This window comes from Wenzhouxiangella sediminis, from assembly GCF_003410055.1.
Lineage (GTDB): Bacteria > Pseudomonadota > Gammaproteobacteria > Xanthomonadales > Wenzhouxiangellaceae > Wenzhouxiangella > Wenzhouxiangella sediminis.
Genome location: NZ_QUZK01000003.1, coordinates 69,520 through 82,180, shown reverse-complemented (window position 1 = coordinate 82,180; position 12,661 = coordinate 69,520). Strand labels below are relative to the sequence as shown.

General features: G+C 66.7%; 11 protein-coding genes. 6 read left to right on the top strand and 5 right to left on the bottom strand.

Annotation, left to right across the window (positions count from 1 at the left end; all coding sequences use genetic code 11):
- The first annotated feature begins 36 nt into the window (after positions 1-36).
- Positions 37-762, top strand: a complete 726-nt coding sequence (locus DZC52_RS00670; protein WP_116649194.1) for a DUF1499 domain-containing protein — start codon at positions 37-39, stop codon at positions 760-762.
- 10 nt (positions 763-772) lie between these two features.
- Here DZC52_RS00670 and queG read toward each other — a convergent pair whose 3' ends face one another.
- The gene (gene queG, locus DZC52_RS00665) at positions 773-1,855 is read right to left on the bottom strand and encodes a tRNA epoxyqueuosine(34) reductase QueG (protein ID WP_116649193.1); all 1,083 of its coding nucleotides are present in this window, start codon (positions 1,853-1,855) and stop codon (positions 773-775) included.
- Here queG and DZC52_RS00660 point away from each other — a divergent pair.
- The 5 genes from DZC52_RS00660 to DZC52_RS00640 all read left to right on the top strand — a co-directional run bounded on the left by DZC52_RS00660 (position 1,847) and on the right by DZC52_RS00640 (position 9,089).
- Positions 1,847-3,328, top strand: a complete 1,482-nt coding sequence (locus DZC52_RS00660; protein WP_116649192.1) for an NAD(P)H-hydrate dehydratase — start codon at positions 1,847-1,849, stop codon at positions 3,326-3,328. The genes queG and DZC52_RS00660 overlap by 9 nt on opposite strands.
- Entirely contained in the window at positions 3,325-3,774 is a 450-nt protein-coding gene (gene tsaE, locus DZC52_RS00655) for a tRNA (adenosine(37)-N6)-threonylcarbamoyltransferase complex ATPase subunit type 1 TsaE (RefSeq protein ID WP_116649191.1), read from the top strand. Before DZC52_RS00660 ends, tsaE begins: the two co-directional genes overlap by 4 nt.
- An 87-nt stretch (positions 3,775-3,861) precedes the next feature.
- A complete protein-coding gene (locus tag DZC52_RS00650; protein ID WP_116649190.1) occupies positions 3,862-5,364 on the top strand; it encodes an aminotransferase class III-fold pyridoxal phosphate-dependent enzyme in 1,503 nt (500 codons plus the stop codon).
- 120 nt (positions 5,365-5,484) lie between these two features.
- Positions 5,485-6,549 carry a hypothetical protein gene (locus DZC52_RS00645; protein WP_116649189.1) on the top strand — a complete coding sequence of 355 codons (1,065 nt, stop codon included), beginning with the start codon at positions 5,485-5,487 and terminating at the stop codon, positions 6,547-6,549.
- Positions 6,546-9,089 (top strand): M14 family zinc carboxypeptidase, encoded by a 2,544-nt coding sequence (locus DZC52_RS00640; protein WP_116649188.1) that lies wholly within the window; start codon positions 6,546-6,548, stop codon positions 9,087-9,089. Before DZC52_RS00645 ends, DZC52_RS00640 begins: the two co-directional genes overlap by 4 nt.
- Positions 9,090-9,096: 7 nt before the next feature.
- Here the strand turns inward: DZC52_RS00640 and DZC52_RS15420 are convergent, their stop codons facing one another.
- The 4 genes from DZC52_RS15420 to pstA form a co-directional block, all read right to left on the bottom strand.
- Complete coding sequence (locus DZC52_RS15420; RefSeq protein WP_181918694.1) at positions 9,097-9,267, bottom strand: hypothetical protein; 171 nt, start codon at positions 9,265-9,267, stop codon at positions 9,097-9,099.
- Positions 9,268-9,348: 81 nt separating this feature from the next.
- Positions 9,349-10,077 carry a phosphate signaling complex protein PhoU gene (phoU, locus tag DZC52_RS00635; RefSeq protein ID WP_116649187.1) on the bottom strand — a complete coding sequence of 243 codons (729 nt, stop codon included), beginning with the start codon at positions 10,075-10,077 and terminating at the stop codon, positions 9,349-9,351.
- 30 nt (positions 10,078-10,107) lie between these two features.
- Positions 10,108-10,947 (bottom strand): phosphate ABC transporter ATP-binding protein PstB, encoded by an 840-nt coding sequence (gene pstB, locus DZC52_RS00630; RefSeq protein ID WP_116649186.1) that lies wholly within the window; start codon positions 10,945-10,947, stop codon positions 10,108-10,110.
- 41 nt (positions 10,948-10,988) lie between these two features.
- Entirely contained in the window at positions 10,989-12,656 is a 1,668-nt protein-coding gene (gene pstA / locus DZC52_RS00625) for a phosphate ABC transporter permease PstA (RefSeq protein ID WP_116649185.1), read from the bottom strand.
- Between the last annotated feature and the right edge of the window lie 5 nt (positions 12,657-12,661).

Below are 12,661 nucleotides of genomic sequence, written 5' to 3'. Positions count from 1 at the left end.
GGATCTGCCCAATCGGGGCGCTCGGGGAGGAAGGACATGAAAGCACTGCGCATCGTCATATTGACCGTGGCCCTGGCTGCAGCCCTGATGCTGCTCTTCGCCGGGCCGGGCACCCGCCTGGAACTTTGGGATTTCCGTTTCGGCTTCACCCTCATGCGCTGGGCGCTCTACGGCGGCCTGGCGGCGGCCGGGCTCGGCGTTCTCCTGCTTCTGCTGCCCGCGGCACGGCGCGGCGGCGCGCCCATCCTGCTGGCGGCCATTGTGGTGGGCGCCGCCACAGCGGCCGTGCCCTGGATGTTCGTCCAGAAGGCACGCTCGGTACCGCCGATCCACGACATCACCACCGACACGGTCGATCCGCCGGAATTCGTTGCCATTGCGCCTTTGCGCTCGGACGCTCCCAACCCGGTTGCCTATCCGGGCGCCGAGACGGCCGAGCAGCAGCGCGAAGCCTATCCGCACATCCAGACCCTGCGGGTCGACGCCTGGCCGGCCATCGCCTTCGAGCACGCCCTGGAGACGGCTCGAACCAAGGGCTGGGAAATCGTCGAGGCCGACGAGTCACAGGGCCGCATCGAGGCGACGGCCACGACGTTCTGGTTCGGTTTCAAGGACGACGTCGTCATCCGCATCCGCGGCGACAACGGCGGCAGCGCCGTGGATGTCCGCTCCAAGTCGCGCGTGGGCCGGAGCGATGTCGGCGCCAACGCCGCGCGTATCGAGGCCTACCTCGAAGACCTCCAGGCCCGGCTGCAGTCCTGATCGCGAAGCGTCAGTCGGCGTCGTGGCGGGCAAGCGCCCACTCGACGTGTTCGCGCACGAGTCCGGAAGGATGTTTCCGGCGCGCCCGAAGCGCCCCCACCACGCGTTCTGATGTCGTTGCATTGCCGAGCGCCACAGCCAGGTTTCTGAGCCAGCGCTCGTAGCCGGTGCGGCGGATCGGGTTGCCCTCGGTGCGCTCGAGGAAGGTCGTTTCGTCCCAGCCGAACAGCTCGACCAGGTCGCCGGCGTCGAGATCCTTGCGCGGCGCGAAGTCCGCCTCGCCGGTATGCTGCGCATACCGGTTCCACGGGCAGACCATCTGGCAGTCGTCGCAACCGAACACGCGGTTGCCCATCAGGGGCCGGAGTTCGACGGGAATCGATCCTTTCAACTCGATCGTCAGATAGGAGATGCAGCGCCGGGCGTCGAGCTGGAACGGCTCGGTGATGGCCTGCGTCGGGCACACGTCGATGCAGCGCCGGCAGCTGCCGCAATGCTGGCTCACAGGCCGGTCGGGCGGCAGCTCCAGGTCGGTGTAGATTTCGCCGAGAAAGAACCACGAACCGGCATGGCGATTGAGCAGGACGGTGTGCTTGCCGATCCAGCCCAGGCCAGCCTTTTCGGCCAGCGGTTTCTCGAGGACCGGCGCCGAGTCGGTGAACACGCGGTGCCCGAACGGGCCGATCTCGCGCTCGATGCGATCGGCGAGTTTCTTGAGGCGCTTGCGGATCAGCTTGTGGTAGTCGCGCCCAAGGGCGTATCGCGAAACCACGGCACGATCGGGCTGCTCGAGCAGTTCCTCGACCGGCCGCGCGGATTCCGGCAAGTAGTCCATCCGCGCAACGATCACCGAACGCGTGTCGGGGTGCAGCAGGGCCGGACGAGACCGCTTGCGCCCGTGAGCCGCCATCCAGTCCATCTCGCCCTGCCGCCCTTCGGCCAGCCACTCGTCGAGACGCGCTTCATAGCCCGACAGATCGGTGTCGGCGACACCGACTTCGGCGAATCCCAGTTCACGGCCCCACTGACGGATCTTTTCGACCAGTTCGCCGGTGTCGGGCTCGTCTTGCCTATAATCGCGGCCATGACTCATGCGCGCCATTATCCCATCGTGCCGCTGTATCGTGCCGAGTCCGTGCGCGAACTCGACCGTCGGGCCATCGAGGTTCACGGCATCGACGGCTACGACCTGATGCGCCGGGCCGGCCGGCGGGCCTTCGAGATCCTGCGCGGGCGCTGGCCCGAGGCGCGGGCGGTCACCATCTGCTGCGGCGGCGGCAACAACGGCGGCGACGGCTACGTCGTGGCGCGCCTGGCCAAGGAGGCCGGCCTGTCGGTCCAGCTGATCGCGATGAAAGCGCCCGATGAACTCGCCAGCACGGCCGCGCAGGCGGCCCGGGACTGGCTCGCCCTCGGCGGGACCGTGGAGAATCCGGACGAGCGACTGCGCGGCGACGTGATCGTCGACGCCCTGCTGGGCACCGGGCTCGATCGGCCGGTGCGCGACGACTACGCCCGCCTGATCGACCACATCAACGATGAAAGACGGCCCGTCCTGGCCGTGGACGTGCCCTCCGGCCTGAACGCCGACACCGGCATGCCGCAGGGGCGTTGCGTTCGCGCCGAGGCCACCGTCACCTTCATCGGCCGCAAGCGCGGCCTGCACACCGGCCAGGCCGGCCGCTGGTGTGGCGCCGTGCTTTTCGATTCGCTCGAAACACCCCCCGCGATCCACGAAGGCATGGCGGCCGACGCGATGCTGCTCGACGCGTCGCAGTTGTCCGGCTGGCTGCCGCCCCGACCTGCCGACACGCATAAGGGCGACCTGGGTCGACTGCTGGTCGTCGGCGGCAATCACGGCATGGCCGGCGCGCCGGTCCTGGCCGGCCGGGCCGCGCTGCGTACCGGCAGCGGACTGGTGACACTCGCCACCCGGGCGCAGAACGCCCTGCTCGCCCCCTCGATCCAGCCCGAACTGATGAGCCACGGCGTCGAAACGCTCGAGGCGTTCGAGCCGCTCGTCGAACGCGCCGACATCCTGGCGCTGGGCCCGGGGCTGGGGCAGGACGACTGGGCACGCGCACTGTTCAAGCGCGCCGTCGAGAGCGAACACCCGATCGTGGTCGACGCCGACGGGCTCAATCTCCTGGCCGGCGAACCGACCCGGCGCGGCAACTGGATCCTCACGCCCCACCCCGGCGAAGCGGCCCGGCTGCTCGATACCGGCGTGGCCGAGGTGCAGGCCGACCGTTTCGCGGCCGTCTCGGCCCTGGCCGAGCGCTTCGAGGCAGTCGTCGTCCTCAAGGGGCACGGCAGCCTGGTGGCCGGACCGGGCTCGGGCGTGGCCGTCTGCCCCCACGGCAACCCCGCCATGGCGTCCGCCGGCATGGGAGACGCCCTGACCGGCATCGTCGCCTCGCTGATGGGACAGGGTCTCGGCCCCTTCGACGCCGCCTGCGCCGGTGTGCTGGTCCACGCCCTGGCGGGCGACCGCGCAGCCCGGGAACGTCGCCAGGTGCTGGCCGGCGACCTGATCGAAGCGCTCGCGCGGGTGTTGCCGACATGAATCAGTCTAGGACCTTCGAGCCCGCCGACGAAAGCGGCACCATGGCCCTGGGGGCCGAACTGGCCGAACTGTTCGCCGGGGGCGGCATCGTCTACCTGTCCGGCGACCTGGGTGCCGGCAAGACAACGCTCGTTCGCGGCCTGCTGCGTGCGCTGGGTTTCTCCGGACGGGTGAAGAGCCCCAGCTACGGCCTGATCGAGAGCTACACGATCGACGGGCGCGACATCCATCACCTCGATCTCTACCGCCTGGGACACGGCGAGGAAATCGCCTACCTGGGCCTGGAAGACCTGCTGAGCCAGGACAGCCTGCTGCTGGTGGAGTGGCCCGAACGCGGCGAAGGCTGGCTGCCGGCTCCGGACTGGCGCGTACGCATCGACGACCGTGCCGGCGGCGGACGCAGCATTACCGTGCAGCAGACGAAGGAATCGACGCAAAGCGCGTGAAAACCGGCCACAGGGGCTTTTCCGGCGCGGCCTTGGTACAATAGGCGGTTTTCACCCGCTGCGAGACCATCCCACAAGGAGACGCGCGTGAGTATCATCAACAAACTCGACACCCTGCGCAAACTCGGCGGCAAGCCGCTGACCACCGGCCTGGCCGACGACGTCATCGAAGGCTTCGCAAAGAACGACCCGAGGCTCGGACAGGCGGTCGACGATGCGCTGGGCGTCCTCGAGTGCTGGCGCGAGGCCTACCCCGACCTGATCGGCATCGACGAGCTCGACCAGAAGGAAGCCCTGCAGTCGGGCTACGTCAACTTCTACCCGGACGATTGCGTCAATCCCTACGTGGCGCTCGCCGCCCGCGGCCCCTGGATCATCACGACCAAGGGTGCGGTCCTGCACGACTCGGGCGGCTACGGCATGCTCGGCCTGGGCCACGCGCCCGAGGCGGTGCTTACCGCGATGAACCAGCCGCACGTCATGGCCAACATCATGACGCCGAGCTTCTCACACCAGCGTTTCTACGATGCGCTGACGGCGGAAATCGGCAATCGCCGCGAAAACGGCTGCCCGTTCCACCGTTTCCTGTGCATGAATTCCGGCTCCGAGGCCGTAACGGTCGCCGGCCGCATTTCCGACATCAACGCCAAGCGGATGACCGATCCGGGCGGGCCCAAGGCCGGATACAAGCTCCACCGGCTTTCGCTCTCCGGCAGCTTCCACGGCCGCACCGACCGGCCGGCGCGCTTCTCCGACTCCACCCGCAAGACCTACTCGCAGCACCTCGCCTCCTACCGTGACGAGGACACGCTGATCACCGTCGAACCCAACAACGTCGAGCACCTGCAGCAGGTCTTCGACTGGGCCGAGAAGAACAAGGTCTTCATCGAGGCCATGTTCATGGAACCGGTCATGGGCGAAGGCAACCCCGGCATGTCGATCACGCCCGAGTTCTACGCCGAGGCCCGCCGCCTCACCGCAGAGCACGGCACCCTGCTGTTGATGGACTCGATCCAGGCCGGCCTGCGCACCCAGGGCGTGCTGTCGGTGGTCGACTATCCCGGCTTCGAGGGCCTGGAAGCCCCGGACCTGGAAACCTATTCCAAGGCGCTCAACGCCGGCCAGTACCCGCTCTCGGTCCTGGCCATGAACGACAAGGCCGCCGGCCTGTACCGCAAGGGCGTCTACGGCAACACGATGACCGCCAACCCGCGCGCGCTCGATGTCGGCACGGCGGTGCTGCGCCAGGTCACGCCCGAACTGCGCGACAACATCGTCGAGCGCGGCCGGGAATTCCTGGAAAAGTTCGGCAAGCTGGCCGAGGAACTCGACGGGCGCATCACGCGCGTCCAGGGCACCGGCCTGCTGTTTTCCGTCGAACTCGACAGCAACGTCTACAAGGCCTACGGCGAGGGCTCGACCGAGGAATACCTGCGCATGCACGGCATCAACGTGATCCACGGCGGCGCCAACTCCCTGCGCTACACCCCGCCGTTCGGCATCACCTCGGACGAAGTCGACCTGATCGTCGAAGCGACCCGCGACGCGCTGCTCAACGGCCCGCTGCGCAAGTCCGAAGAAGCGGCCTGACAAGAGCCGGGTGCGGCGGCCGAGAGGCGCCGCGCCCGACCAGGCCCCCGGCATCTCATCCTGGCGCGCGGCACCGCCGCGCTGCTATATTCGTCGACAGTCCCGCCCCAGGATGCGTCGATGCGGACCGTTTTCTTCCGGCTGGCTCTGGCCAGCTGCCTCCTGACTGCCCTGCCGGTCGTCATTTCGGCGGCTGCGGCCGCCGAGCCAACCCGCGTCCCGCCAGAGGCCCGCTGGACGGCCATAAGCAGCGAAGTCGAGGCCCGCATCGAGTCCCTGCTGGAAACCAGTCTTTCGGACGCCGGCAAGGTCTCATCCAGGATCGATGAACTCCGCGTCGACCCCGGACTTTCGCCGGCCGAGCGTGACGCCGTTCTGTACGGCTACCTGCAGCGGCTGCGGCGCTTGCCCCCCGGCACCCTTCCCTCATTCATCCTGGATCGCCTTTCGGCGATGCCGCCGCTGGCCGTGACCGGGCATGAAGAAGGCCCGCACCACCCGGTGCCGCTTTTCAACGTCGCGGCGGCCGCCCGCGGCCTGGCCAACGAATGGGACTGGCGCGAGGGATTCGAGCAAGTTACGAGATCTGCCGACACCGCGGCGCTGGCTGGCGCACTCGCCACGGCCCCTGCCGACGGCGCGAGGTACCGCGGCATGGTTGCGGCCCTGGAGCAGCTCCCCCGCTACCGGCTCGATGAGCTGGCGCTACAGTGCGCATCCACACCGATCGGCTGTGGACCGGGCCGTGTCGAAATCGAGTTGGCTCGGGGCAACGTGGGCTGGCTCGAGACGTGGATTGCCTCGGCACAGGCGCCCGAGCTGGCTGCGCAGCTGCCCGGACTTCGCCGGCAGCTGGCGCGCGAGGCTGCCGACGCCTTGATGCTCGTCGCGATGCAGCATCCGGACAAGAGCATCGCGGCCCTGGCGATGAGCGACCTGACCGATCACCTGCCCAAGTCTCCGCAGATCCGCCGCGAATGGGGTGCCCACTTGGTCGGACTGCTCGACGACCCGGCCCTGGGAGGTGCAGCGGCACTGCAGCTCGCCCGCATGGACAACGAAGACTGGCTGCAGGCCGCCGCTTCCCGTCCGCTGGGCGAAACCGGTCGCCGGCGCCTGGAACTGCTCGCAGAGTTGGAATCGGCCCTCGAGTCGGGCCGACCCGATCCTGAGGATGCACCATGATCAGCGCTAGGTCTGTCCTCGCGATCACGCTCCTGGCGGCCGCTCCCAACCTGCCCGCCCAATCGATCGTCGACTGGACCGAAGGGCCGGGTCGCCTGGGCCTGGGCTATCCCGTGCCGATCCCCGTCGATACACCCCTTCCCTTCGACGGCTTTCGCAGTCATGCCGGACTGCACGCGCGGCATCAGGACCTGGCCGCCATGCACGATTTCGTCTCGTCGACGATCGTCGGGCACACCCGCAAGGGCCGTGATATCTGGGCCTATCGGATCGGCCGCGGTGGCGACAGCACATTCGAGGGGCTGCCGCGCGGTGCCCTGCAGTTCACCGGGGGCATTCACGCCCGCGAGTGGCAGTCACCGGAAGTGGTGACCGGCCTGATGGAACTGCTGGCCGAAGAGAGCGGCGACCGGCACTGGATCGACTTCGTCCTCGACCAGACCAGCATCGTGCTCATCCCCGTGCTCAACGTCGACGGCTTTCTTCAGACCCAGCGCTATCCGAGCAGCAACTGGCTGGACGTCGACAACCGCTATCCCGACACCTCGCCCAGGGACGGCCGCATGCGGCGCAAGAACCTTCGGGGGGCCGACCAAGACCTGACGACGAGCACGGGACGCCTTGCCGGCGTCGACCTCAACCGCAACAACGAGCCCGCCTGGCCCGGACCGCCCCAGACCGGAACCGCCGTTGATCTGACCTACCGCGGCCCGGCCCCGGCCTCCGAACCGGAAACGCAGGCCCTGATCAGCGCGGCCGAGCTGGCGCCGGGGGAGCAATTGCGCTTCTACGCCGACATGCACTCCTTCAGCAAGGTCTTCTTCAGCGTCCTGACCGACAACCAGCGGCGCAACGGAATCCAGCGGCGCGTTCTCGAGTTGGCAGCCGATCACCACGCTGCCCTGCCGGGGCGCAAACGCTACATCGACGACCCGTCCCACATCGATTTCGGTATCGGTACCACTTCGGAGTATTTTGCGAGCGAATTCCATGTTCCCTCCCTCACCTGGGAGATCGAGCCCGGCCAGGCCACGGGCGCCGAGTACGGCGGCTTCGGCAACAATGGTCACGACGGTTTCATCCTGCCCGAGAGCGAAATCCGTCGGGTCCGCGAAAACCTGGCGGAAACGATGACCGCAATCGCCTATCACATGGCCGGCCCACCCCATGTCGTTCGCGCGGAACTGTTCGATGAGTCCGGCCGGTTCACGCTCTGGACCGCCCGGTGGATGCCGGCCGAAGAAGGTCGCAGGCAGGCGGTCACGCGCAGCGTTCGGCCCCTGTCGGCAGGCGAGGCCTATCGACTGCGGGTGACATTCAACAAGCCAATGCGCTGGCGAGAAGACGGCGATGTGGTGCCGTTTCCCGGACGCGCCGCTTCCTCGCTGGACATCGAGGCCGGGCTCGCGCTCGGAAATGAGACGCTGTCTGTTGTCGCCGGCGAGGCCGAGTGGCACCGGCAACCCTCGACCTGGCAAGGTCGCCGTCCCCGCTACCGCGACGATACGGTGACGATTCCGATTCGACTCGAAGACAACCAGAACAACATCGCCCTCCTCGAGGGATCCCGAAGCCGCAGCGTCACCCTTGTGCTCGCAGCCGAGGACATGACCGGGCACAGCCTCGACGCCGACCCGGCAACGCCAGCCGGATTCCGCTGGGGCGCCTGGCGGGACTACGACGGTGAACTGGGCCCCGACCTGGGCGGTCGCGACCGAACCCTGGCCCTGGCGGCCACGACCCGACAAGCCGATCCCGTCATCCCGGTGAGCGCAGGCCATTCCGCCATGTGGTTCAACCCCGACCGGAGCGGTGAAGGCTGGGTACTCGAAGTGCTTCCCGAAAACCGGGCTGTGGCCTACTGGTTCACCTTCGACGACGAGGGCCGTCCGAGATGGCTGGTCGGCAACGGCCGCATTGAAGGCAATCGCGTCGAGTTTCCCGAGCTGATAGCGGCCAGCGGCGCACGGTTCGGACCGGATTTCGATCCGGAGGATGTCGAGACCGCCACCGTCGGCTCCGCCCGCATGGTATTCGACGGCTGCACCGGTGGCTGGTACGAATACGAGGCCTACGGCTTCCATCGCACGATCGATTTCCAGGCACTGACATCGACCTGGAACGCGCCCTGCGGCCCGAACGTCGGATTCCCCGACATCGAGCGGGCCGGCGAGAGCGGCTCCTGGTACGACCCGGCGCAAGCCGGCCAGGGACTGACGGTGCAGTGGATCTCACCGGAACAAATGATGCTCGTCTGGTTTACCTTCGATGCGGAGGGACGGCCTTACTGGATCATCGGCCTGAGCCGGGCGGGCAGCACCGATCCCGTCGTCTTCCCCGAACTGCGCGCCGTTCGCGGGCCGGTATTCGGAGACGATTACGATCCCGGCGCCCTCGAACAGACTCTCTGGGGCCGGGCCGAACTGTCCCTGGACTGCGCCCAGGGGCAGTTCGAGTACGAGACCGACATCGAAGGATTCGTTGGCGGCGTCCTGCCGCTGGAGCGCCTGACTCGCTTGGCCGGGCTGGAATGCCCGTAGAAACGGGCTAGCCGAGCAGGCCGGTCAGGATCATCATTCCGGCCGCCAGGGCGACGGTCAGGCTGGCCAGGGCCAGCAACTCGCCGGCCACGGCGCCCAGTTGCCGGGCATGCTGGCGGAACGACTCGCGACGATGCGCGCGTGGACGGGCCTGGCGTATTACGATTGCGACTTGCATGGCTGAACTCCATCTCATGAACGTGAGAGCAGTTCAGCACGGGCCCTTCTCAGAACCTGAGAAAGGCCCGGGGGCAGGAACTCAATCGGAATCGTCGTCCTCGGCGAGTTCGCGCTCCATCTCGGCCAGGGACGCGTGCCTCAGGTCCTTGCCCTCGACCAGGTAGACGATGTATTCGCCGATGTTCTTGGCATGGTCGCCGATGCGCTCGATGGATCGGGCCACCCAGATGGCATCCAGGATGCGGCGCGTGCTGCGCGGCTCCTCGACCAGGTAGGTGTGGTACTGGCGCAGGGCCGCCTCATAGTCGGCGTCGACGTTCTTGTCCTCGCGAACGAGATCCACGGCCACTTCGGGCGCGAGCCGCACGAAACCGTCGAGCGCATCGTGGAGCATGCCGCGCACCGTGGTGCCCATGATCTCAAGCTCACGGTAATTGTTGCGCGGGCGATCTGCTTCGGCCAGCGAGATGGCCATCCGTGCGATCTTCTCGGCCTCGTCGCCGATGCGCTCTAGGTCGTTGATCGTCTTGAGCATGGCGACGACCAGGCGCAGGTCGCTGGCCGTCGGCTGGCGGCGCGCAAGGATGAAGATGCAGCGCTCGTCGATGGCCTTTTCCATGTCGTTGACGCGATCGTCGGCCTCGACGACCTTCTGCGCCAGTTCCGTGTCGCCTTCGACAACGGCACGGGTCGCATCGCTGATCATTTCCTCGGCGAGCCCGCCCATGGTCATGACCTGCTGACGCAGTGACTCCAGCTCTTCGTTGAACTGGCGGGAAATGTGCTTGTCGAGATGCAGCTTGTCCATGATCTGATTCCTCCGGGGATCGCGGCGGGCTTAGCCGTAGCGCCCCGTGATGTAGTCTTCGGTGGCACGCCGCCGCGGATTGGTGAACAGGCGCGACGTGTCGTCGAACTCCACCATCTCGCCCATGTACATGTAGGCCGTGAAATCCGACACGCGTGCGGCCTGCTGCATGTTGTGGGTCACGATGACAATGGTATACCGATCCTTGAGTTCGATGATCAGTTCCTCGACCTTGGCCGTGGAAATGGGATCGAGTGCCGAGCAGGGCTCGTCGAGCAGGATGACTTCCGGCTCGATGGCGATCGCGCGGGCGATCACCAGACGCTGTTGCTGACCGCCGGAGAGCCCGAAGGCGTTGTCATCGAGCCGGTCCTTGACCTCGTCCCACAGAGCCGCCGAGCGCAGTGCATTCTCTACCACTTCGGCGAGCTTGCGGCGATCGTTCACACCCTGCAGGCGCAGGCCGTAGGCCACGTTCTCGAAGATCGACTTGGGAAACGGATTGGGCTTCTGGAACACCATGCCCACGCGCCGACGGTGCTCGGCCACGTCGACATCGCGGTGATGAATATCCTGTCCGTCGATCAGGATCTCGCCCTCGATGCGGCAGATGTCGATCAGGTCGTTCATGCGGTTGAAGCAGCGCAGCAAGGTCGACTTGCCGCAGCCGCTGGGGCCGATGAAGGCGGTGACGCGATTGCGCGGAATGCGCAGGTTCACGTTCTTCAGTGCCTGGTCTTCGCCGTAGTAGAGGTTGAGGCCCCGCGTTTCAATGCAGATGTCTTCGCGCTCGATATTGAGCGCCTCGCGGTCCTGGCTCACGGACACGCCGGTCGGAACCTGCACGGACTGTTCTCGATTCTCTTCCATCATTCTCTTCGCGCTCTTTGCGTCTTTGCGGTTAGCTTGCTTCAATCACTTTCGGACCGGTACTTTTCCCGCAGGCGGTTGCGGATCGCGATCGCCGTCAGGTTCAGGATCAGGATCAGGGCCACCAGGGTCAAGGCGGTCGCGTAGACGAGCGGCCGCGCAGCTTCAACGTTGGGGCTCTGGAAGCCGACGTCGTAGATGTGGAAACCCAGGTGCATGATCTTGCGCTCCAGATGCACATAGGGGAATTCGCCGTCGACCGGCAGGCTGGGGGCCAGCTTGACCACGCCCACGAGCATCAGGGGCGCAACCTCCCCGGCCGCACGCGCCACGGCCAGGATCAGGCCGGTCATCATGGCCGGCGCCGACAAGGGCACGACCACCTTCCAGAGCGTCTCCCACTTGGTGGCACCGAGTGCCAGCGAACCCTCGCGCACCGAACGCGGAATCCGGGCCAGGCCTTCTTCGGTCGACACGATCACCACCGGCAGCGTCAGGAGCGCCAGGGTCAGCGAGGCCCAGAACAGGCCGGGCGTTCCGAAGGTGGGCGCCGGAAGTCGTTCCGGGAAGAACATCTCGTCGATACTGCCGCCGAGCAGGTAGACGAAGAACCCGAGCCCGAACACGCCGAACACGATCGAAGGCACACCGGCCAGGTTGTAGACCGACACGCGAATCATGCGAAGGATCGGGCCCTGCCGCGCGTACTCACGCAGGTAGATCGCGGCCAGCACGCCGAAGGGCGTGACCAGCACCGACATGATCAGCACCATGACGACGGTCCCGAAAATCGCCGGGAAGATACCGCCTTCGGTGTTGGCTTCGCGCGGATAGCCCGTCAGGAAATCGGCGATGCGATGCCAGTAGAAACCCAGCTTGCCTGCCAGGCCGAGCGCATTGTTCTTCGACGCCATGACGATCTGGTCGAGATTGATCGCCACCTCCCGCCCGTTGGCGGTCCGGGCGTAGAGAACGTCACGCTCGGCTCTCGCCTGCAGGTCATTGCGCTGGGCCCGAAGGTCCTCGTACTCCGTCTCGAGCGCGGCACGGCGGGCCGCCAGGTCGGCCATGACCGCCTCCCGTTCGGCCCCGGTCACGCCGTAGTGCTCAAGGCCGCGCTCTTCGAGACGAATCTCCTCGAGCTGGTTGTTGATGCGCCCGATCTCCTGGCGCTCGATCCGATCGATCTGTTCGTGCAGTTCGTTGGCTCGGGCGATTCGCGCCTGCAATTCGCTCCAGAGCCCTTCTCCGCCGGCTACCGTCTCGCCATCTTCTTCGATGCGCAGCGGGTAGCCGTAGAAATTGCCCCACTCACGGCGCTCGATCATCATCGCGTCTTCGGGATAGCGCCACTCGCCCAGCGCCGCTTCGAGGTGCCAGACGAAATCGCGCCCGGTCAGGTCGCGATTGCCCACCTTGAAGAGATGGCGCGTGATGACCTGGGCGTCCTCGTCGATGAACTCCCCGGCCTCGCGAACGCGATCTGCCGGCAGGGTCTCGCTGTCGACCGTTTCACCGAGAATCACGGACTGGCTTCCGTCGACCGCCGTCACCGTGGTCTCCACCAGCGGCGCCGGCCAGAAATGACTGAACCCTCGAACGGCGATCAGTAACAGCAGGCCCACCACCATGATGACCGAGATGCTCAGCGCACCGCCGATCATCCAGATCCATGGATCACCGGACTTGAACCATTCCCTGAACTTCATATCCG

Coding starts and splice junctions, on each gene's coding strand:
- DZC52_RS00670 (WP_116649194.1), top strand. CDS start 37: ATGAAAGCACTGCGCATCGTCATATTGACCGTGGCCCTGGCTGCAGCC.
- DZC52_RS00660 (WP_116649192.1), top strand. CDS start 1,847: ATGACTCATGCGCGCCATTATCCCATCGTGCCGCTGTATCGTGCCGAG.
- queG (WP_116649193.1), bottom strand. CDS start 1,855: ATGAGTCATGGCCGCGATTATAGGCAAGACGAGCCCGACACCGGCGAA.
- tsaE (WP_116649191.1), top strand. CDS start 3,325: ATGAATCAGTCTAGGACCTTCGAGCCCGCCGACGAAAGCGGCACCATG.
- DZC52_RS00645 (WP_116649189.1), top strand. CDS start 5,485: ATGCGGACCGTTTTCTTCCGGCTGGCTCTGGCCAGCTGCCTCCTGACT.
- DZC52_RS00640 (WP_116649188.1), top strand. CDS start 6,546: ATGATCAGCGCTAGGTCTGTCCTCGCGATCACGCTCCTGGCGGCCGCT.
- DZC52_RS15420 (WP_181918694.1), bottom strand. CDS start 9,267: ATGCAAGTCGCAATCGTAATACGCCAGGCCCGTCCACGCGCGCATCGT.
- phoU (WP_116649187.1), bottom strand. CDS start 10,077: ATGGACAAGCTGCATCTCGACAAGCACATTTCCCGCCAGTTCAACGAA.
- pstB (WP_116649186.1), bottom strand. CDS start 10,947: ATGGAAGAGAATCGAGAACAGTCCGTGCAGGTTCCGACCGGCGTGTCC.
- pstA (WP_116649185.1), bottom strand. CDS start 12,656: ATGAAGTTCAGGGAATGGTTCAAGTCCGGTGATCCATGGATCTGGATG.